Below are 20,192 nucleotides of genomic sequence, written 5' to 3' on the forward strand. Positions count from 1 at the left end.
CTCTATAAGAGTTCATATCCAGGGAGAGTTAAAAATTCTGCAAAATCATCATTGTAAATTAACCCATCAAACAATGTTACGGCTTCATCAAATCGTCCGTTATCGAAAGCTGCAGTGCCGATTTCCTGTTTAATTTTTTCCAGTTCCTCGACCTTAAACGCCTCATACAATTCAAACGTTACTTTTCTGCCATCCTTCAATAGACCTTTCGGGTGACGAATCCATTGCCAAAGCTGCGCCCGTGAAATTTCTGCCGTTGCCGCATCTTCCATCAGGTTATAAATTGGTGCAGCCCCTCTGCCTGACAGCCACGAAGCCACATATTGAATCCCTACATTAATGTTGGTGCGAACCCCTTCTTCTGTAATCGTTCCGCCCGGTACTTCCAATAAATCCTGGGCATTGATTGTAATTTTTTGTTGCTTCGGTGTATGAATTTGGTTCGGTGTCGGCATTTCGCGGTTAAATACTTCCATTGCCACCGGAACAAGTCCGGGGTGAGCCACCCATGTACCATCATGTCCGTCACGTGCTTCGCGCTCTTTATCTGCTCTTACCTTAGCAAAAGCCTCTTCGTTGGCCTGCGGGTTATTTTTAACTGGAATTTGTGCTGCCATTCCACCCATTGCCGGTGCTTTTCGACGATGACAGGTTTGAATGGTAAGTAAGGAATATGACCGCATAAATGGAACAGTCATCGTTACTTGAGAGCGATCAGGAAGGATGACATCCTTTTGGTTGCGCAGCTTTTTAATAAAGCTGAAGATATAATCCCATCTTCCGCAGTTAAGGCCGGCGGAGTGTTCCTTTAACTCATAAAGAATTTCATCCATCTCAAACGCAGCCATAATGGTTTCAATTAAGACTGTTGCTTTAATGGTTCCTTGGTCTATCCCCAATTTTTCCTGAGCGAATACAAATACGTCATTCCAAAGCCTTGCTTCAAGGTGGCTTTCAAGCTTCGGCAGGTAAAAATACGGTCCCGAACCTCTTGCCAGTAATTCCTTTACGTTGTGGAAAAAGTACAAACCAAAGTCTAGGAAGCTTCCTGAGATAGGCTTGCCATCTAATAGCACGTGTTTTTCCTCTAGATGAAGTCCTCGTGGTCGTACAATCAGGACTGCCGTTTCTTTATTCAGTTCATATTTCTTCCCATTTGGGTTTTCAAATGAAATCGTCCGTTTTACTGCATCTCTAAGGTTGATTTGTCCTTCGACGGCATTTTCCCAAGTCGGTGAAGTGGCATCTTCGAAATCTGCCATAAATAGTTTTGCGCCAGAGTTCAAAGCATTGATGACCATTTTTCGATCCGTTGGTCCTGTAATTTCTACCCTGCGATCTTGAAGGTCTTTAGGGAGTGAAGCAATTGTCCAATCTCCGTTACGGATATACTTTGTCTCAGGGAGGAAGCCTGGCAATTTTCCATTGTCAATTTCCGCTTGGCGTTTTGTCCTGTACTGTAACAGTTCCACTCTTCTTCCAGCGAACTGTCTCTCTAACTCTTCAATAAAATTCAATGCCTCAGGAGTTAAAATTTCATCATATTGGGCTTTTAGAGCCCCGACCACTTCAATACCAGTCGTTTGCGTCGACATGAACTTGATCACCTCTTTGTTATAATACAGTATCTATCCTCGTTTTGTATTATATAACACAGAATCTAAAAAGGGAACCACTTTTCTGAAAATTTTATAAAAATAGGTAATTTATCCCTTCCACAGCATTTTTAGCCACAAAAAAAGCCTGAATATTCATCCAGACTTGTTGTTTCATAACGAGAGTAAACGCTGAAAATCTTCTTCCCTGCTTTCGCTTTTTAAAAATTGTTCACTTACAATCGCGGTTAACAGTTTCTTTTTCAATGAGGCATCCTTAACCTCTTTTAAGATCCATTGCCTTTTGGCAAAAAGAAATTCAAGATAGTCGCTATATTGCTCATCAAATTGCTGTTCTAGCTGTTCGCGGATGGTCCTTGAAAGAATAGGGCTCGCCCCACCTGTCGAAACAGCAATGGTCAATCGGCCTCGCTGTATCTTTGCGGGAACATGAAAATCTGAGCCTTCAGGATCATCTGCAATCATAAGGAGCTGCTGGTTATTCGCTTCTTGTTTAATGAGCTGATTTACAGCTTCGTCGTTTGTAGCGGCAAAGATTATATACGCATTCTGAATATCATCCTTCGAAAAAACCTTCTTCTTCCAGAGTATGTCTCCTTCTGTTTCAATCCTTATCAGGTCATCAGTCAACTCCGGACTTACCACAATTATTTCCGCACCAGTGCCGAGAAGCCCCTTCACTTTCCGTTCCGCCACTCTTCCACCGCCAACAACCACTACTTCTTTCCCTTTTAGGTGTAGCATGATTGGGTAGTTAGCACTCATCTCCCATGCCTCCCACTCGCAAATAGGCAACAAGGGATTCTTTTGTTGCTTCAGCCGGCATTCCAGTTGACGGAAGTCCTGCTTTTATCACTGCCGCCCGTGTTTGTGCACCCATGCTGACAATTTGCATTTCTTTTAAAAATGATACAGCATTTAGGTCGCACTTTTTTAAAGCTTCGACAAACGGTTCTACCGATGCACTGCTTGGGAAGATCACTGTATTTACATCTGCTTCACTCAACATTCGCTTAAAAATAGGGAGAAACTGAATATCCAGCTCCTTCTTGTTTGTTACCATTCGATCCGCTTTCACAAATGTTTTTTTCATGATACTTTGGTCGCCGACAATAAGCAGGTCCTCTGAATCCACTATATTTCCAACTACTTCAGCCACAAATCCACGTTCTTTTAAGGCTTTCACCGATTTACTGGAAGCTCCGAATAAGTCCGCTCGGATCTTGCGAATGTCGATTCCTTGTTCCACTACATTTTTGAAAAAATCCGCGACACTTTCAGGAGAAGCAAATACGATTGATTTATAATCAGTTACATTCGATAGGTCTAGCGGCAAAGAGGTCTTTTTCCATTTCGGAAATTCAATGACATCTGCTCCTTGGATCATTAATTCTTTAGCCATTTCACTTGGGCTGTCTCCGGTTCTAGCAAGTAGAATTTGCCGGCCATATAAGGGCTTTTTCTCGAACCAGCTTATTTTTTCACGAAGAGAAATGACTTCTCCAACTAGAATAATAGCAGGGTTACTGAACTTGGCGACCAAGACCTTTTCCGAGATATCCGCTAATGTGCCTTGCAATGTTTTTTGACGTCCAAATGTTCCCCACTGAATCAAGATCACTGGTGTCGTTGCAGGTTTTCCATGGTTCATGAGGTTCTCGCAAATAAACGGTAAGTTCCCCACCCCCATGTAAAAAGCAATCGTATCTAAACCGCGGGCAAGTCCTTCCCAATCAATCTTAGGCTGCCCGTTTTGGGATTTATCATGGGCCGTAACTACAGCAAACGATTCCGCATGTTCGCGGTGTGTCACAGGAATTCCAGCATAAAGGGGGGCTGCAATGCCTGATGAAATGCCAGGAACGATTTCAAAGGGGATTTGGTATTGGGCTAGTGCTGCCGCTTCTTCTCCGACTCTGCCAAACACACCAGGGTCGCCGCCTTTCAAGCGGACAACGAATTTTCCCTCTAGTGCCTTTTCCACCAAAAGATCATTGATGTTCTCTTGGCGTAAAATATGGCGGTCAGGTAATTTCCCGCAGTAAATAAGCTCACAATCTCCCGGTGCAAACTCTAACAATTTCGGATTAGCAAGTCGGTCATACAAAATGACTTCCGCTTGCTTGATTGCCTCTAACCCCTTGACCGTAATTAACCCGACATCTCCAGGCCCTGCTCCAACTAAAAACACTTTCCCCTTCTTCATGCTGCAGCCTTCCTTCCGCTTCACTTTGCTGGTGGGGACAGTCCCCTGCTGCTTTAAAGCAGCGGGGGACTGTCCCCACTCTTTTATACTATGATAAACACAATGTCCTCTTTTATTTCTACTTTGAAGGTCTTTACTTGGCCTTCGTCTGGTGCTTGCACCTTACCGTCTACTAATGAGATTTTCCAATCGTAGACTGGACAATACACGTATTCCCCGCTGACTAGTCCTTCGGATAAGACGCCGCCTTTCGGATGCGGACTCTGATTTTCGAGTGCATAAACACTGCCGTTTGATACTTTAAATAAGGCAATTTCTAGATCGTCAATTTCTATCGAATAGCCTGTTCTAGATTTTAAGTTTGCGTAATGTACGACTGGAATGCGAGTTAGTGTTTCAATCATTTGAATTCACTCCCAACTGAGATCATACGTTTTGCATAATATTTATCCTGGATTTCTTCATTGTGAATTGCTTCGTTCCAAGGCTCTATATACTTTTTCAAAGTCTGATCCATTCGCTCATTCAAGGCTTCCCTTGTTACTTCATCTGCCAATACTTCCTTCACATGGTCTAAGCCCATCCGTTCAACCCACTTGGACGTACGCTCCAAGTAATTGGCTGTTTCTCGGTAATATTGCAGGTAGGCGCCGGTCATCTCCATAACCTCTTCCTTTGTTTTCACTGTACATAACAAATCACCTGGACGAAGGTCCACCCCGCCGTTACCTGCCACATAAATCTCCCAACCGCCATCAATTCCTACAAAGCCAATGTCCTTGATTCCTGCTTCGGAGCAGTTTCTAGGGCAGGCTGACACGCCCATTTTTACTTTATGAGGAGTATCTAGGCGTTCAAATTTTTTCTCCAGCTCGATTCCCAGTGCCATGGAATCCTGTGTACCATAGCGGCAGAACGCCGCACCGACACAGGTCTTCACAGTTCGCAACGTTTTTCCGTACGCATATCCAGACGGCATATCAAGCTCTTCCCACAAGCCAGGAAGGTCCTCTTTTTTCACACCAAACAAACCAATTCGCTGCCCACCTGTTAATTTGACTAAAGGCACATTGTATTTTTCAGCCACTTCCGCGATTTTTTTCAAATCGGCCGCTGTCGTTACCCCGCCGTACATTCTTGGAACAACCGAATAGGTACCGTCCTTTTGAATGTTCGCATGCATTTTTTCATTTACAAGTCGGGAATCACGATCATCCTGATATTCATCCATATAAATCATGCCAAGGTAATAGTTAATGGCAGGGCGGCATTTTGTACACCCTTCCTCATTGTTCCAGTCAAGAACATTCATTACTTCTTTGACACTAGTTAAGCCTTTGACCTTGATTTCTTCCACTAATTCCTCACGGCTTATTGTTGTACAGCCGCAAATGCTGGTCTTTTGTGCTGCAGCGGCATCAAATTGGTCACCTAGTGTGTAAGCGAGAATATTGCTGACCATTGGTTTACAGCGTCCGCAAGAGCGGCCCGCATTGGTGCAATGGCTAACTTGATCAAGTGTTGTTAATCCTTGGGTTTTAATCGCTTCTACTATCGCACCTTTGGTGACACCGTTACAACCGCAGACCAACTCATCATTCGGCATGGATGCTACATCATCGCTGCCACCTTCACCTGTACACGCTGATTGCAATACCGAAATGCTTGTCATTCCGCTAATATCTTCTTTTTTCGTTAACATTCTAAACAGCTTCGTGCTGTCCTTCGTATCTCCATATAATACCACACCAACAATGACGTTGTTTCTTGTTAAAATCTTTTTATAGACACCGTCATATTCGTTATACACCATAATGGATTTTGTGGAACCATCTTCAAAAATTTCTCCCGCAGAGAAAAGATCCACACCCGCAACCTTTAGCTGTGTGCCTGTAACCGACCCTTGATACGGTTCCCCCACATTGCCGCAAATCCGGTTTGCTAATACTTTTCCTTGTTCATATAACGGAGCCACCAAGCCATAAACAATTTCTCTATGCTCAGCACATTCACCCACTGCGTATACATGAGGCACACTCGTTTCCATAAAATCATTCACGACAATTCCGCGATTCACGTAAATACCGCTGTCCTTCGCGAGCTGTGTATTCGACTTAATCCCAATGGCCATGACGACAAGATCGGCTTCCACTTCTGTGCCATCTTTAAAGCGCAAACCTTTGACATGCTCATCTCCAAGGATTTCTACTGTTTCTTTTTCCATGAAGAAGTTCATGCCCTGTGATTCTAGTTCCGTTTTTAGCAGGGAAGAGGCAATTGGGTCCAGCTGGCGCTCCATAAGATGCGGCATAAGATGGACCACATCTACCTTCATTCCTAAGTTAAGCAATCCTCTTGCAGCCTCCAGTCCAAGAAGCCCGCCACCGATTACCATGGCTTTCTTGAATTGCTCCGCTGACTTGATCATCATTTCACAATCTCTGATATCACGAAATCCGGTAACACCGATTTTTTCTGCACCTGGAATAGGAAGAATGAATGAGCTCGAACCAGTTGCAATGATTAGTTCATCATATTTTACTACTCTGCCTTGTTCAGAAAGCACACGCTTTCCTTCAACGTCAATTTTTGTGACTGCATCACCCGTAAATAACTGAATTTGATTTTCTTTATACCAATCTAGCGGATTGATTATAATATCTTCAAAGTTTGTATCTCCCTGAAGAATATTAGATAGCTTTATCCGATTGTAGTTCGGGTATGGCTCTTGTCCAAAAATGGTGATTTCAAATGGTTCAGCTGACAATTTGAGAATTTCTTCAATGGTTCTAACACCAGCCATTCCGTTCCCAATCATCACTAATTTTTTCATCTTGGGTCGCTCCCTACTGTATATAAAATATCTTTTTGTTAGTTAATAAGATTTTCTTTATAGTTAAATTGTAAATCCCCGGACTCTAAAAAATTGTGACGTTCGTCACTTTCAAAACAATATATGTGAATGATTTCACATTATTGTCATAAACCCCTTTCCACTACATAATAAATGTAAAATTGGAATAGTATTACACAAAGAGGTGCTTAATGTCCAAACACACCATCTATAAAAGCAAGGAAGGGAAAGAAAAGATTCATAGTCTTTATGAAAATTATTTACAGGAATTTGAGGTTGAGAGAGTGTATGTTGATACGACACTTGGCAAAACCCATGTGTTAGTGGCAGGACCTAGTGAGGGAAAGCCGGTGTTTATTTTCCAAGGTGGAAACTGTATTAATCCAATGACATTATCCTGGTTTAAGCCCCTTTTTAAAAAATATAGAATTTACGCGCCAGACACGATTGGTCACCCAGGTTTTAGCGATGAGAATCGAATCTCAGCAAGTGATGATAGTTTTGCCCGTTGGACGGCTGAATTAATGGACCGTTTCAGTGTAGAAAAATCAGCCTTTATAGGACCTTCATATGGTGCAGGAATCATCCTTAGACTAGCCGCGTTTATGCCGAAAAAAATAGCCGTTTCGATTTTAATAGCACCTGCTGGCATCAAACTCGGTTCAAAGGTAGAGATGATAAGAAAAATCCTTATTCCGTTACTCCTCTTTAAAATGAACGGATCGGCGAAGCAGATGAATAGAGTAGCAGATACGATGTCAGATTATAGCATGAAAGAAATGGATCGAGACATCATTGCCAGTATATTTAAGAATGTGAAACTGGAATCAGAGATGCCTAAGCTTACCGAAAAAAGCGAAATGGTTAACTATCACTCTCCCACCATGGTCATTGCTGGTAAGAAGGATGTTTTCTTCCCTGATGAAAGAATTCAAAAAACAGCAAAAGCAGTCATTCCGAACCTAATAAAATACCAAACCTACGATATGGGGCATATGCCCTCTGAAGAATACCTAGCAAAAATCAACAAAGAAATAGAGGAATTCTTACATTTATATTATTAAAATCTATCCAAAGGTTATAACTGAATGTTGATTTCACTGTGTTTGAAAAATAACCGGAAAAATTCCGCTTATTTCTGCTTCTTAAGCTTTCTCTTTATACATTAGCCGGAAGTTCTCCGTCTAATATTATAATTTTCATATCAATAAAAAATGACCATCCAATTCACATACAAATTGATGGTCATTTTAATATACATTTTGAATTTTTGAGACAAGTAACGGAACCCGTTTTGTCAGGCACCTATTTTATATCGCTTGCTTTTCTTTTTTCAGAGTGGATGATGTCTTGACCATTGCACTGACAATTGGTACAAGCGCCCCAATGACAACGACTGGAGCGAGCTCCCAAAGTTCTAATGGCGGAGTAATAAGTACTCCTGACTTATGAATGGCGAATAGGGAAAGGAAATAGGCAACACTGCCAACTAGACCCGCCCACCAATTGATTTTTTTTACCAGTAAAAAAACAAAAGGAATGAATAATAGCGTTATCGGAACATAGGATGTCGGATACTCAACGGCAGCAAAAATGGCTTTACCGAGAAAGCGTAATCCGATATAAAGGGCTGCCGCCATGAAAGGCAACGTAAAATCCTTGCAAATACGTATGGTTACAACTGTTAGCAGTCCGACCATTAACACAGAATAAATCGGATAGACCCATACCGGAATGCCCCCAAATATTTGCGAGGCAGGGTCAGAAATCAAGTTTAAGATCTCCTGTGAGGCAATGGATTTCCCTTGGATGTATTGATCATAGGAAATGGCTCCATTCTCTTGCTGCATATTTGGGAACATGAAGCATTCGAGGAGAAACATGGCAAACCAAGTATGCATTGATTTCCAAGTCGGGGCCACATCCCGAGTAAACATAAAATACCCACGCCAAACTCCAAAAATCATGATATCTGTTGCGATATAGTAAACAAAATGAGTTGGACTCCAAGTGGTTAAGTCAATGCCGTATGCAATATGATAAGTAAAATCTAATGGAATTCCAATGAGGAATAACACATAACCTATTGTAATTAGATTTCTTGAAAATCGGTCCATGTAATGTGACTGTCGCCACTCTTTAAATAGCAAAACTGCCCCTAAGGCGAAGCCAATGGTATTCACAATATGCGGAATGGAATATTCTTCAAATAAATATTTAAAGTGATACGATGCATCCCAAGCAGAACCAATAAATTTTAGTAAAAAAGCAAGCACCCATAAACGGTAATATTTCACCTACATCATCTCCTTTCACACCTTATCCAAGCAGATCCCAGAAATCCCCGAAGATAGCAATGAGGATATAGTTGATTAGTATTGCCACTCCAAATGCGATTCCAGCGGCCCGGACACTTTTCTGAGTAAACAATCTGTACATAAATACAATGCCAGACACAACTACAAAGATGTTGCAGATGATAAAAGTCCAAAGTGTGCTTTCACTGTGCTCTACGGATGTCACATGAAATAAATATAACGGTATCAAATGCCAATACCTCCATAGTGGAATTTTTACATGGTCTTCTCTATCTTACCATTATATTAGACCTTTTTGACTAACTAATTTACATATAATTCTTACAATGGTTCAAATAGGAAAATTTATACCAACTATTGGGCAAATAGTTGAAAGCAGACATTTGCTACAATCCCTCCAGCTATAGTAGGCAAACCTTTTTTGTATTTACGCCTTTCTAATCTTGATTTTATCTTATTAATTCCATCTTACCTTCTTTGCTCTGTTTCCATAATTGCGCTTGAGCTTGATTTTCAACTCAGTCTTAAGACTTAGAAAGGGTCTGTCCCTTAAGTTATGGCCTACGTGGATGACCTGAGATGTTAGTGCTAATGATCCTTCATACATAAAATTCTTGCAATGGATTAAATAGGTAATGTACAGTAAATGAAGAATGGTTTGAAAGGAGGAGTTCCTTTGAAATATTATATTAGTGCTTTTCTTCTATTATCCTTATTTCTTTCTGCCTGTAATCCACTAAAAGTCCCAAAGTCCACAATGAATCATACTATGAGTGCAACACCAACTAATGTGGTCCCAACAAACGCTGAATGGAATGTGGGTGTTGTACCCCCGCAGGCAAAGGAACAGATCCCCATCTCCCTATTAATCAGAGATTCTTCTAATCAACCGATCCAATCGTTTGAAACGGTTCATGAGAAAACAATGCATTTATTTATTGTTAGTAAGGATTTAGCTTATTTTTCTCATATCCATCCTACCTACAAAGAAAATGGTTTATTTGATTTCACGACCACCTTCCCTACAGGTGGGGAATATAAGCTTATTTCTGAGTTTACTCCAAAGGGTGGAGGAGATAGCAGTGTTGAAAGCCACTGGCTCACGATTGAGGGCGAAAAAGGCAAGTCCGTACCTCTTGTTCCAGATAAGAAATTGGACCAAAATGTAGCGGGGAAAAAAGTGGCGCTCTCCTTTGACCATTTAATGTCAGGAAAGACGGTACACCTCACATTTACTATCAAAGATGCGAAAACCGATAAACCGATAAAAAATTTGCAGCCTTATTTAGGTGCACTTGGCCACACGGTGGCAATGAGTGCGGATGCGGAAAAATACTTGCATATCCATCCCATGACAACGGAAGGGAATGGTCCAAACGTAACCTTTATGACCATTTTCCCAGAAAAAGGCATCTATAAAATTTGGGGCCAATTTAAACATAAAGGCAAGGTATTCACGGTTCCGTTTGTTATCAATGTGCCAGAATAAACAAAAACCCCTTCTCACAATGGAGAAGGGGTTTTGTATTAGAACATTTCAGAAGTTGTCTTTGCTTGCATGTGAAGTAATAGGTAGTCAGGGCCGCCTGCTTTTGAGTCAGTTCCTGACATGTTGAAGCCGCCGAATGGCTGGTAGCCTACAATCGCTCCAGTACATGAACGGTTGAAGTATAGGTTACCTACATGGAAGTCTTCACGAGCTTGCTCGATATGAGCACGGTTTTTCGTGATAACCGCTCCTGTTAAACCATACTCTGTGTTGTTAGCAATTTCGATTGCTTCAGTGAAATCCTTCGCCTTTGTGAAACCAACAACTGGACCAAAGATTTCTTCTTGCATGATGCGCGCATTTGGCTCAAGGTCAGCAATAATAGTCGGTTGAATGAAGTAACCTTTAGAGTTATCTCCTTCGCCACCAGCCATAAGCTTACCTTCGCTCTTACCGATTTCAATGTATTCCATGATTTTGTTAAATGCACTGTTATCAATAACAGGACCCATAAACGTACCTTGCTCGGTTGGGTTGCCAACTGTCAATTCTTTCGTTAACTCAACGACACGGTTTAACACAGTATCGTAAACATCTTCAACGATGACTGCACGAGAACATGCAGAACATTTTTGACCAGAGAATCCGAATGCACCAGCTACGATGGATTGTGCAGCTAGCTCAAGGTCTGCTTCACTATCAACAACGATGGTGTCTTTTCCGCCCATTTCGGCAATCAAGCGCTTCATCCAAACTTGACCTGGGTTTACTTTAGAAGAGCGATCGAAAATACGAAGACCCACATCACGAGAACCTGTGAAGCTGATGAAACGAGTATCTTTATGGTCAACTAAGTAGTCGCCAACTTCCGCTCCGCTTCCAGGAACAAAGTTTAATACGCCCGCAGGAAGACCCGCTTCTTCCATAACCTCAACGAATTTTGCTGCAACAATTGGAGTTGTTGAAGCCGGTTTTAAAAGAACCGTATTACCAGAAACGATCGCAGCTACAGTCGTACCAGCCATAATCGCTAATGGGAAGTTCCATGGAGAAATGATAATTCCCACACCTAGTGGAATATAGTTATAACGGTTAAATTCATTTGGACGGCTGTTTACTGGTACGCCATCTTTAATAGCTAGCATTTGGCGGCCATAGTATTCAAGGAAATCGATTGCTTCCGCAGTATCTGCATCTGCTTCTCTCCATGGCTTACCTGCTTCTTTTGTTAATAATGCAGAAAACTCATGCTTGCGGCGGCGGATAATTGTCGCTGCTTTAAATAAAACATCTGCACGTACTTCTGGCTTTACTTTTTTCCAAGTTTTAAAAGCTTCTACCGCAGCTTGCATAGCTTTTTCAGCAAGTTCTTGATTAGCTTTAGAAACGCGGCCGATCACTTCTTCTTTATTTGATGGATTATAGGAAACGATTTTATCTTCCGTTGTGACTTTTTCGCCGCCGATTACAAGAGGATAATCTTGGCCTAAATAACTTTCAACGGTCGTAAGCCCTTGTAGATAGGCATTGCGATTTTCTTCAGTTGTAAAATCTGTAAATGGCTCGTGCTTATAAGGTTGTACCATTTCTTAAACCCTCCTATGTATTAAAACGTTTACATCCACTGTTCATTCTAACACGTTTTATTTCAGCGCTCAACGATTTCAGGCTGTAAAAAAGAGGTGGTTAAATAAACCAACCTCTTACTGATAAATATATACAAATGGTTCTGTGTCATCAGCCTTTTTGACAATTAGGGCTTCTGGCCCGTCAACCGAAGTGACACTAACTGATACAGATAGGTATTTAGGAAAATGCTCCATGACCAAGCCAGTTACGTATTGGGCAAAACCGATTCCTTCCGTTTTTCCATAGAATTGAATGGGAATGGTAATATCCAAATCCTGCAGTTGGTCCCCATTATAATGGGCTCTTCCTATCACTCCATTAAAGTTAGGAAAATATTCTTCCACATCCTGCTTGAAGTTCAAGAAGGCAATCGAATCATCTCGATGATCCTCTTGCGCACCATTTGAAGGGAATAAATAATACTTTTCGTCCACCTTTTCCCAGTCATTTAGACTAGAACTTCCCTCGTCAACGGTTGTATAAGTGAAAAAGGTACCTGGAACTACAGATGACTTACTTTGTTGTTGGAATAATGCAATCGTAATAGGTACATCTTTAAGGCTCTTGGTGTTTCGAGCTCGCTTCACAACTTCTTCAGCCAATTTCTTTCCTTCCTTTTCCATTTCTGCAAAAGGAATCTTTTTCTCTAAAGTATCTCCACCCTCTGTTAACTTGTAATAGTAGATAGAGTTTAAGGCCAGACCAAATGTCACACCTGCAAGTGTCACATTCCCCTTGTCATCCTTTGTTAGGTAATCATGTTCTAAAACATGAGCCAAATAAATGGGAGACGATGGTTCAGCACCGGCAGCAGCGGTATTCACGGGATTTAATCCAACATTTTCAGCTGCCTTCATTTTGTTTTCCTTCAATTGTGCATCTGTATACTTTCGATTTAACCACGCTCTAACCGTCTTTGCTTTGATTTCCTGACCTTCACGGAAATAATACTTCTCCGTATCAAAGCTGTTCTGCGCAATTCTCATTAAGCCCATCTCAAACTCGTTCAGGTCATATCTCGTATTAATATTATTGACGACCAATCCGCGCGCTTCCCCAGGAACAAATGGTAGGATTGTCCGATAATATTTATTTGAAATATTATATTTTGGAATAATCGCCTTTCCTTTGTCTTTCTGCTTTGTTTGAACCACTTCATTTTGCTTCTGAAAGTTCGGTGCACATGCACTTAACAAAAAGACAAGGGAGAGAGCGACTATTGAGAGTTTTCTCATTGTCGAAACACCTCTTACTTATTTAATTCTTCTAAAAGCTTCTCCTCATCCCACACTTCAATACCTAGTTCCTGTGCCTTCGCTAGCTTTGAGCCCGCATCTTCGCCTGCAATAACAAGATGGGTTTTTTTGCTTACGCTGCCAGCCACATTTCCACCAAGTGCTTCAATCTTTTCCTTCGCTTCATTCCGTGACAGCTGTTCAAGCTTTCCTGTAAGGACGACTGTTTTTCCTGCAAACACACTATCCGAATCTTCAACAGATACTGGCTTTGCCCCTTTGTACTCCAGGTTGACTCCTACAGCAGCCAATTCCTCCATTAACTCTCTTGCTTCTTCTTGTTCAAAATAGGCGACAATCGAGTCTGCCATCTTATCACCAATTTCGTTAATGGCCAGTAGCTCCTCTTTTGAAGCAGCAGCTAACTTATTCATCGAGCCAAATTCTTGGGCTAGTGTTTTAGCTGCCTTTGCCCCAACATGTCGAATCCCCAGGCCAAATAAAAGCTTTTCAAGAGAATTTCCTTTAGAAGTTTCTATTGCCTTCAAAAGGTTGGAAACAGATTTTTCACCCATACGTTCTAGGGCTAACAGCTGTTCATGGGTAAGTTTATAAATATCAGCTACATCGCTGATCAATTTTTCCGCAAAAAGCTGACTAATGACTTTTTCCCCAAGACCATCGATATTCATCGCATTTCGAGAGACAAAGTGGATCAACCCTTCACGAATTTGTGCCGGACATTTCGGATTGATACAGCGTAAGGCTACTTCACCTTCGAGACGAACTAATTCACTTTCACATTCCGGACAATGTGTCGGCATGTGGAAGTCCACTTCATTTCCTGTTCGTTGATCAGCCAATACATTGACCACTTCAGGAATGATATCGCCGGCTTTTTTGACTACTACTTTATCGCCAATTTTAATATCCTTTTCGCGAATGAGATCTTCATTATGGAGCGAAGCACGCTGTACGGTTGTACCTGCTACCTTTACAGGCGCTAGGATCGCCGTTGGCGTCACGACACCTGTTCTTCCGATGCTTAGCTCAATATCAAGCAAGGTAGTGACTACTTCCTCAGCCGGGAACTTGTAGGCAATTGCCCAGCGAGGACTCTTGGCTGTGGTTCCAAGCACTGCCTGCTGCTCAAGTGAATCTACCTTAATAACAATCCCGTCGATTTCATAAGGTAGATTCGGCCGTTTCTCTACCCAGCTGTTCACATACTCAATCACTTCATCGATTGTGGTACATTTTCTACGTTCTTTATTGGTCTTAAAGCCGAGATGATCTAAATAATCAAGGCCTTCACTGTGAGACACCACACCGCTTTCGCCCACATTGCCAATTCCGTATAAAAACACATCCAGCTTTCTTGAGGCCGCAATTTTCGGATCAAGCTGTCTTAACGAACCTGCCGCAGCATTTCTCGGATTAGCAAAAAGCTCCTCGCCTCGCTCTTCCCTTTTCATGTTTAATGCCTCAAATGATCGCTTCGGCATATAGGCTTCCCCGCGCACTTCTAATGAAACATTCTCCCGTAAACGAAGCGGGATCGATTGAATCGTCTTTAGGTTGGCGGTAATGTCTTCACCAATGGTGCCATCACCACGGGTCGCCCCTTGAATGAATAAACCATCTTCATAGCGTAAAGAAACAGCCAACCCGTCAATTTTTAATTCACAAACGTAGGAAAAATCGTCGCCAACCGCTTGGCGGATACGGCGATCAAAATCCCTTAAGTCCTGATCATTAAAGGCATTGCCTAAGCTTAGCATCGGGGTACGATGCGCTACCTTTTCAAATACGTCAAGGACCACACCACCCACACGGACGGAAGGAGAATCCGGTGTCTTTAACTCTGGAAACTTTTCCTCTAACTCGATAAGTTCCTGCATGAGCTTGTCATATTCCGCATCCGGAACAGATGGTTGATCAAGCACATAGTATTCATAGCCATATTGATTTAATAGGCTTCTTAATTCCGAGATTTTCTGTTCAGCGATTTGGAGGTCCATATATCCAGCCCTTTCGTAAAGGAATTCCGCTTATATCCACATGGATTTTAGCACGATTGATTATGCTTTTTTAATTGGTGCAAATTTAGCCAGCAGGCGTTTGATCCCAGCCGGGCTTGGGAAAGCAATATCAAGTTCTGTTCCTTCTCCCTGCCCTTTTACACTCACGACCGTTCCAATTCCCCACTTACCATGCTCCGCCTTGTCGCCAACCTTCCAGCCTATTTCATCTCCGCCAGATGCTGCTGAAACAGGACGCATTACTGGTTTTCTTGGAGTTGCTGGTGTACTAAATGAACTTTTGGATTGGCCAAAGGAGGAACTTGAACCGCCAAATGTTCTTCCGCCCGAGCCAAATGGTGTATTCATTCGTCTTTCTAGCTCTACCCCTTCGATTAGGTCTTCAGGGATTTCTGCGATAAATCTTGAAGCCGGATTCATATTAGTTCTACCAAATAATGTTCTCATTTGGGCATTAGTTATGAACAAGCTTTTCTCAGCCCTTGTAATTCCTACATATGCAAGACGGCGTTCTTCTTCCATTTCCGTTTCATCCATAAGTGAGCGGCTATGCGGAAATACCCCTTCTTCCAGGCCAATGAGGAAGACCACTGGGAATTCCAATCCTTTTGCAGAGTGCAAGGTCATGAGTGTGATGGAATCAACCTTTTCTCCATCCTCATCTAGTGAGTCAATATCAGCAACGAGGGCTAAATCTGTTAAGAAGGCAACTAAGCTTTTATCCTCACTAGCATCCTCAAAGTTTTTCGTTACCGATAATAATTCCTCAAGGTTCTCAAGACGGCTCTGAGCTTCGATTGACTTTTCCGCTTTCAGCATTTCGCGGTATCCCGTCTTTTCAAGCACTTCTTCCACTAGTTCCGTTACAGATAGGAATTCCTGCATATTTGTGTAATTACCAATTAAATCTCGGAACTCCCTGGCTGCCTTTGTAATCTTCGGACTTAATCCGATTAATTCAATAGAGTCTAACGCTTGGTATAACGAAAGGTCATGCATCGCAGCAAAGTTAGCGATTTTATCAAGCGAGCTTGAACCGATTCCTCGTTTTGGGACATTGATGACACGCTGTAGGCTGATATCGTCGTCCGGGTTTGAAATCAGACGTAAATAAGCAAGCATGTCCTTAATTTCTTTTCTGTCGTAGAACTTGATGCCGCCAACAATGCTGTATTCAATATTTGATTTAAGCAGTACTTCCTCCATCACACGGGATTGTGCATTGGTACGATAGAGGATAGCTATATCTGAAAGGTTATAATTTTGATCACGAGTTAGTTCTTTAATTTTGCCTGCAACAAACTGTGCTTCTCCCTGTTCACTATCAGCACGATAATAGACAAGTTTGTTTCCTTCCGGGTTTTCAGTCCACAGATTTTTCGCTCTGCGATTCATGTTGTTTTCGATCACTTTATTAGCCGCGAGAAGAATTCTCTTCGTGGATCGATAGTTTTGCTCTAGTAAAATAACCGTCGCATTTGGGTAGTCTTTTTCAAAGGAAAGGATATTGGCAATATCGGCTCCACGCCACTTATAGATGGACTGATCCGAATCCCCAACAACACATAGATTTTTAAAACGATTCGCTAATAGTTTTACAAGCATGTATTGCGCTCTGTTCGTATCCTGGTACTCATCCACGTGAATATATTGGAATTTACGCTGATAATATTCAAGCACTTGCGGTACACGAGTAAACAATTGAATCGTCATCATAATTAGATCGTCGAAATCAAGGGCTTGATTTTTACGTAATCGCTTTTGGTATTCTTCGTATACATCACTAACCACTTGTTCAAAATACCCGCCAGCCGTCTTTTTAAACTCTTCTGGATCAATCAGTTCATTTTTTGCGGAGCTAATAGAACCTAGAATGGCACGTGGATCAAATTTTTTCGGGTCAATGTTTTTGTCTTTTAAAATACTTTTTACCACAGACTGCTGGTCAGTAGTGTCAAGAATCGTAAAATTGCGGTTAAAGCCCATTCGATCAATATCTCTACGTAAAATTCTTACACACATGGAGTGAAAGGTAGAAATCCAAATTTCCTCGGCTGCTCCACCCATCATTTTGCCGATACGTTCTTTCATTTCTCTTGCCGCTTTATTCGTGAAGGTTATTGCTAAAATATTATAAGGATTGACGCGCTTCTCTACTATTAAGTAAGCAATTCGATGCGTTAATACTCTTGTTTTACCACTTCCGGCACCTGCCATTAAAAGCAGTGGTCCGTCTGTCGCTTTCACGGCATTTTGCTGTTCCGGATTCAGGCCGTTTAATAGCTTTTCTGTTAAAAATTGCATTCTATCCACCACCATTACAAACATTTGTTCTTGTTTTTATCATATCGTTAATTTTGCTCGGAAGCAAATCCCTATTTGACACTTTTTACGGTTTCTAATGCTTGTTCAAAATCGTCATAAATCACATTGCCGACTACAATGACATCGGCATGCTTGGCCATTTCTTCTGCCTGCTGAACAGTTGCTATTCCCCCGCCATAAAATAAGGTGGTTTGGTCAAGCACTTTTTTCACTTCCGCAACTACAGCAGGATCACCATACTTTCCGCTATATTCTAAATAGAAGATTGGCAGCTTGAACATTTTTTCTGCCATCATTGCGTAGGCCTTAACATCCTCGGTTGTTAGATTAGCGTTGGCTGATGTCAGTTGAGCCGCTTTGCATTCTTCGTTTAAGATACAGTAGCCTTCCATCGCGAACTCTTCCCAATCGATAATTTCACCGAATTCCTTCACCGCGTGATGATGCAATCCAGTCACCCAGTTTGTATCATTACTATTTAATACGGATGGTACAAAGTATAGGTCAAAGCCAGGTGTGACTGTATCAATACTTGAAACTTCGAGGACACACGGAACCGTATAACGGCGGATTCTTGCCATTAAATCAAGAACATTCTCTAGTGTTACTCCATCTGTTCCTCCTACAATGACTGCATCCGTCCCCGACTCACAAATTTGCTCTAATTGCTCGTCACTTATTTCTTTATTTGGATCGAGTTTAAACACATGCCGCCACTCGCGAAAATCATACATCCCAAAGATCCTCCCATTCAGTAATCCATTACACCATTATAGCATTTGCCCTTTCGATAAAAAAACAAAACAGTGATTCTAATTATAGAAAACATATCCAGTTTGTTTTGCGGATTAAAATGCCTGTTGATTTCCGTTCCAGGAGCTTCGCTTTCCGTGGGTGTTTCGGCGAGCCTCCTCGGCGCTTGTGTCTGCGGGGTCTCCCCTGAACCATACTCCCACAGGAGTCTTCGCTCCTTCCACTCCAATCAACAGGGTGCCTGAAACAACTGCATTCTATATCCACCACGTTATATAAAAAGAAAAAACCGAAGATTAGTCTCTCCGGTTTGTTTATTCGTTAGTATTTTTGCTGTTTTCTTCTTTAATTCGTTCAAGCACCATTTCATATGTGTCGTTTCCGAAGTTTAAGCAGCGTTTTACACGTGAAATGGTTGCTGTGCTTGCGCCTGTTTCTGTTTCAATCTTGTGATAGGTATTGCCTTCACGCAGCATTCTTGCTACATCCAGGCGTTGCGCTAATGATTGAATTTCATTGATCGTGCACAAATCATCGAAAAAGCGATAGCATTCTTCCAAATCCTTTAATGAAAGGACTGCTTGGAACAATTGGTCAAGCTCTTTTCCACGTAATTTATTAATTTGCATATAGTTTATTACCCCTTTAAGATAAAATGTTTATTTAACATTAAAAGAAATACTTTTTTCAAGTCCTGGACTAGTTGGAACTACATTCACCCAAGTTTTCCCTTGAACCAAAGGAATCTCTTGCCCATTTTTCATGGGAACAATCAAGCCATCTCTATTCGCCCAGTCTACTTCGTTCACCTTACCCATTTGGATGAGGTACGCTCTCCCTCCTGACTGAAGGTCAATATCCCGTCTGCCATAGGAGTCAATGATTTTATGGACAGCTTCAATAATAAAAACGTTATCAATTAAAACTGGTTCTTTGGTGTCTAAATCAACGGTCTGTTCGCCACCTGAAAAAAAGCGCTTATATTTGCCAAGTGTAGGATCGAATTCAAGAATAGAATCCGAAATTCCACCCTTGGAATAAGTGATTTGCACAGATGTGGCATCATTCCCGATTACATGTTTCCGCTCATCCTCAGACATAAATGTAAAGCTCGGGGGACTTCCTTCCATTAAATACTTCTTCTGCTTTGCTCCCTTTAGTATATTATCATAAGTAATATAGGAGTTGTGAGGTGCTTTTCGGGTTTTGGATCGCTTAAACAGGGTACCATCATAAACCATTCCGTTTAAATTATCCACAACATTTCCTTCCAGCATCTTCTTTGCCTCTTCACTCCAGCCGTGAGCGACATAAAGGGCATTCAATCCTTTTGCCAGATTTACATAATAATCCCGTGCACTGCGGACAGGACCGATATTGTCCGGCCTTTCACTTTGAAAAACAGCAAGAAAGCGGGTAATATCTCCTTCTGCAAGCACCTCATACACCACATCAGCTTTATTTAACCCTGATTGTGGTCTGGCTTTCGGATGATTATTCACCATTACAGCAACGGCTCTTCCATCCGTTTCAGTAGTAGACCCAATACCTGTTAATGGGTAAAAATAAGGGTATTCTTGTTTCTCTTGCTCTTGCTTGTTATCTTCTACCTTTTCAACCACTTTTTCTTTCTTTACTGGTTCTTGTACGTTTTCTTTTTCCTTATTACTGCAGCCTGAGAACAGTAACAGGACAGCTGCCATGGCTACAGCCCATTTTTTCATG

Annotated in this window: 16 protein-coding genes; 2 read left to right on the forward strand and 14 right to left on the reverse strand. The window is 41.7% G+C overall.

Annotated elements, in window-relative coordinates; genetic code table 11:
- Nucleotides 1-2: 2 nt before the first annotated feature.
- The 5 genes from aceB to nirB all read right to left on the reverse strand — a co-directional run bounded on the left by aceB (nucleotide 3) and on the right by nirB (nucleotide 6,655).
- Nucleotides 3-1,595, reverse strand: a complete 1,593-nt coding sequence (gene aceB / locus QE429_RS24005; RefSeq protein ID WP_307290599.1) for a malate synthase A — start codon at nucleotides 1,593-1,595, stop codon at nucleotides 3-5.
- Between the two features lie 174 nt (nucleotides 1,596-1,769).
- Nucleotides 1,770-2,381: an NAD(P)-binding protein gene (locus QE429_RS24010; RefSeq protein ID WP_307290602.1), complete on the reverse strand. Its 612-nt coding sequence runs from the start codon at nucleotides 2,379-2,381 to the stop codon at nucleotides 1,770-1,772.
- Nucleotides 2,371-3,822, reverse strand: coding sequence for a uroporphyrinogen-III C-methyltransferase (gene cobA / locus QE429_RS24015; RefSeq protein WP_307290604.1), 1,452 nt, complete (start codon nucleotides 3,820-3,822; stop codon nucleotides 2,371-2,373). The genes QE429_RS24010 and cobA overlap by 11 nt, the downstream gene beginning before the upstream one ends.
- An 83-nt stretch (nucleotides 3,823-3,905) precedes the next feature.
- On the reverse strand, nucleotides 3,906-4,226 hold the full coding sequence (gene nirD / locus QE429_RS24020; protein WP_307290606.1) for a nitrite reductase small subunit NirD: 321 nt from the start codon (nucleotides 4,224-4,226) through the stop codon (nucleotides 3,906-3,908).
- Nucleotides 4,223-6,655, reverse strand: a complete 2,433-nt coding sequence (gene nirB / locus QE429_RS24025) for a nitrite reductase large subunit NirB (protein ID WP_307290607.1) — start codon at nucleotides 6,653-6,655, stop codon at nucleotides 4,223-4,225. Before nirB ends, nirD begins: the two co-directional genes overlap by 4 nt.
- 212 nt (nucleotides 6,656-6,867) lie before the next feature.
- Here nirB and QE429_RS24030 point away from each other — a divergent pair, with 212 nt between their 5' ends.
- Nucleotides 6,868-7,740, forward strand: coding sequence for an alpha/beta fold hydrolase (locus QE429_RS24030; RefSeq protein ID WP_307290608.1), 873 nt, complete (start codon nucleotides 6,868-6,870; stop codon nucleotides 7,738-7,740).
- Nucleotides 7,741-7,986: 246 nt separating this feature from the next.
- Here the strand turns inward: QE429_RS24030 and QE429_RS24035 are convergent, their stop codons facing one another.
- Both QE429_RS24035 and QE429_RS24040 read right to left on the reverse strand, forming a co-directional pair.
- Nucleotides 7,987-8,973, reverse strand: coding sequence for a hypothetical protein (locus QE429_RS24035; RefSeq protein WP_307290609.1), 987 nt, complete (start codon nucleotides 8,971-8,973; stop codon nucleotides 7,987-7,989).
- A gap of 22 nt (nucleotides 8,974-8,995) precedes the next feature.
- On the reverse strand, nucleotides 8,996-9,223 hold the full coding sequence (locus QE429_RS24040) for a hypothetical protein (protein WP_307290610.1): 228 nt from the start codon (nucleotides 9,221-9,223) through the stop codon (nucleotides 8,996-8,998).
- A gap of 447 nt (nucleotides 9,224-9,670) precedes the next feature.
- Between QE429_RS24040 and QE429_RS24045 the strand changes: the two genes are divergently transcribed.
- Nucleotides 9,671-10,483, forward strand: coding sequence for a hypothetical protein (locus tag QE429_RS24045; RefSeq protein WP_307290611.1), 813 nt, complete (start codon nucleotides 9,671-9,673; stop codon nucleotides 10,481-10,483).
- Between the two features lie 38 nt (nucleotides 10,484-10,521).
- On the opposite strand, the gene pruA is transcribed toward QE429_RS24045, so the two are convergent.
- The 7 genes from pruA to QE429_RS24080 all read right to left on the reverse strand — a co-directional run bounded on the left by pruA (nucleotide 10,522) and on the right by QE429_RS24080 (nucleotide 20,191).
- Nucleotides 10,522-12,069: an L-glutamate gamma-semialdehyde dehydrogenase gene (gene pruA, locus QE429_RS24050; RefSeq protein WP_307290612.1), complete on the reverse strand. Its 1,548-nt coding sequence runs from the start codon at nucleotides 12,067-12,069 to the stop codon at nucleotides 10,522-10,524.
- A 117-nt stretch (nucleotides 12,070-12,186) separates the two neighbouring features.
- On the reverse strand, nucleotides 12,187-13,347 hold the full coding sequence (locus QE429_RS24055; RefSeq protein WP_307290613.1) for a CamS family sex pheromone protein: 1,161 nt from the start codon (nucleotides 13,345-13,347) through the stop codon (nucleotides 12,187-12,189).
- Nucleotides 13,348-13,361: 14 nt separating this feature from the next.
- On the reverse strand, nucleotides 13,362-15,368 hold the full coding sequence (ligA, locus tag QE429_RS24060) for an NAD-dependent DNA ligase LigA (RefSeq protein ID WP_307290614.1): 2,007 nt from the start codon (nucleotides 15,366-15,368) through the stop codon (nucleotides 13,362-13,364).
- 60 nt (nucleotides 15,369-15,428) lie between these two features.
- The gene (gene pcrA / locus QE429_RS24065; protein WP_307290616.1) at nucleotides 15,429-17,693 is read right to left on the reverse strand and encodes a DNA helicase PcrA; all 2,265 of its coding nucleotides are present in this window, start codon (nucleotides 17,691-17,693) and stop codon (nucleotides 15,429-15,431) included.
- Between the two features lie 71 nt (nucleotides 17,694-17,764).
- Complete coding sequence (gene pcrB, locus QE429_RS24070; protein ID WP_307290618.1) at nucleotides 17,765-18,448, reverse strand: heptaprenylglyceryl phosphate synthase; 684 nt, start codon at nucleotides 18,446-18,448, stop codon at nucleotides 17,765-17,767.
- Nucleotides 18,449-18,781: 333 nt separating this feature from the next.
- On the reverse strand, nucleotides 18,782-19,096 hold the full coding sequence (locus QE429_RS24075) for a YerC/YecD family TrpR-related protein (RefSeq protein WP_307290620.1): 315 nt from the start codon (nucleotides 19,094-19,096) through the stop codon (nucleotides 18,782-18,784).
- A 30-nt stretch (nucleotides 19,097-19,126) separates the two neighbouring features.
- Nucleotides 19,127-20,191 (reverse strand): DUF3048 domain-containing protein, encoded by a 1,065-nt coding sequence (locus tag QE429_RS24080; RefSeq protein ID WP_307290622.1) that lies wholly within the window; start codon nucleotides 20,189-20,191, stop codon nucleotides 19,127-19,129.
- Nucleotide 20,192 lies beyond the last annotated feature (1 nt).

Origin of the sequence: Bacillus sp. SORGH_AS_0510 (genome assembly GCF_030818775.1) — a bacterium.
GTDB lineage: Bacteria > Bacillota > Bacilli > Bacillales > Cytobacillaceae > Neobacillus.

Coding starts and splice junctions, on each gene's coding strand:
- pruA (WP_307290612.1), bottom strand. CDS start 12,069: ATGGTACAACCTTATAAGCACGAGCCATTTACAGATTTTACAACTGAA.
- ligA (WP_307290614.1), bottom strand. CDS start 15,368: ATGGACCTCCAAATCGCTGAACAGAAAATCTCGGAATTAAGAAGCCTA.
- QE429_RS24075 (WP_307290620.1), bottom strand. CDS start 19,096: ATGCAAATTAATAAATTACGTGGAAAAGAGCTTGACCAATTGTTCCAA.
- QE429_RS24055 (WP_307290613.1), bottom strand. CDS start 13,347: ATGAGAAAACTCTCAATAGTCGCTCTCTCCCTTGTCTTTTTGTTAAGT.
- nirB (WP_307290607.1), bottom strand. CDS start 6,655: ATGAAAAAATTAGTGATGATTGGGAACGGAATGGCTGGTGTTAGAACC.
- aceB (WP_307290599.1), bottom strand. CDS start 1,595: ATGTCGACGCAAACGACTGGTATTGAAGTGGTCGGGGCTCTAAAAGCC.
- QE429_RS24030 (WP_307290608.1), top strand. CDS start 6,868: ATGTCCAAACACACCATCTATAAAAGCAAGGAAGGGAAAGAAAAGATT.
- pcrA (WP_307290616.1), bottom strand. CDS start 17,693: ATGCAATTTTTAACAGAAAAGCTATTAAACGGCCTGAATCCGGAACAG.
- pcrB (WP_307290618.1), bottom strand. CDS start 18,448: ATGTATGATTTTCGCGAGTGGCGGCATGTGTTTAAACTCGATCCAAAT.
- cobA (WP_307290604.1), bottom strand. CDS start 3,822: ATGAAGAAGGGGAAAGTGTTTTTAGTTGGAGCAGGGCCTGGAGATGTC.
- QE429_RS24080 (WP_307290622.1), bottom strand. CDS start 20,191: ATGAAAAAATGGGCTGTAGCCATGGCAGCTGTCCTGTTACTGTTCTCA.
- QE429_RS24010 (WP_307290602.1), bottom strand. CDS start 2,381: ATGAGTGCTAACTACCCAATCATGCTACACCTAAAAGGGAAAGAAGTA.
- nirD (WP_307290606.1), bottom strand. CDS start 4,226: ATGATTGAAACACTAACTCGCATTCCAGTCGTACATTACGCAAACTTA.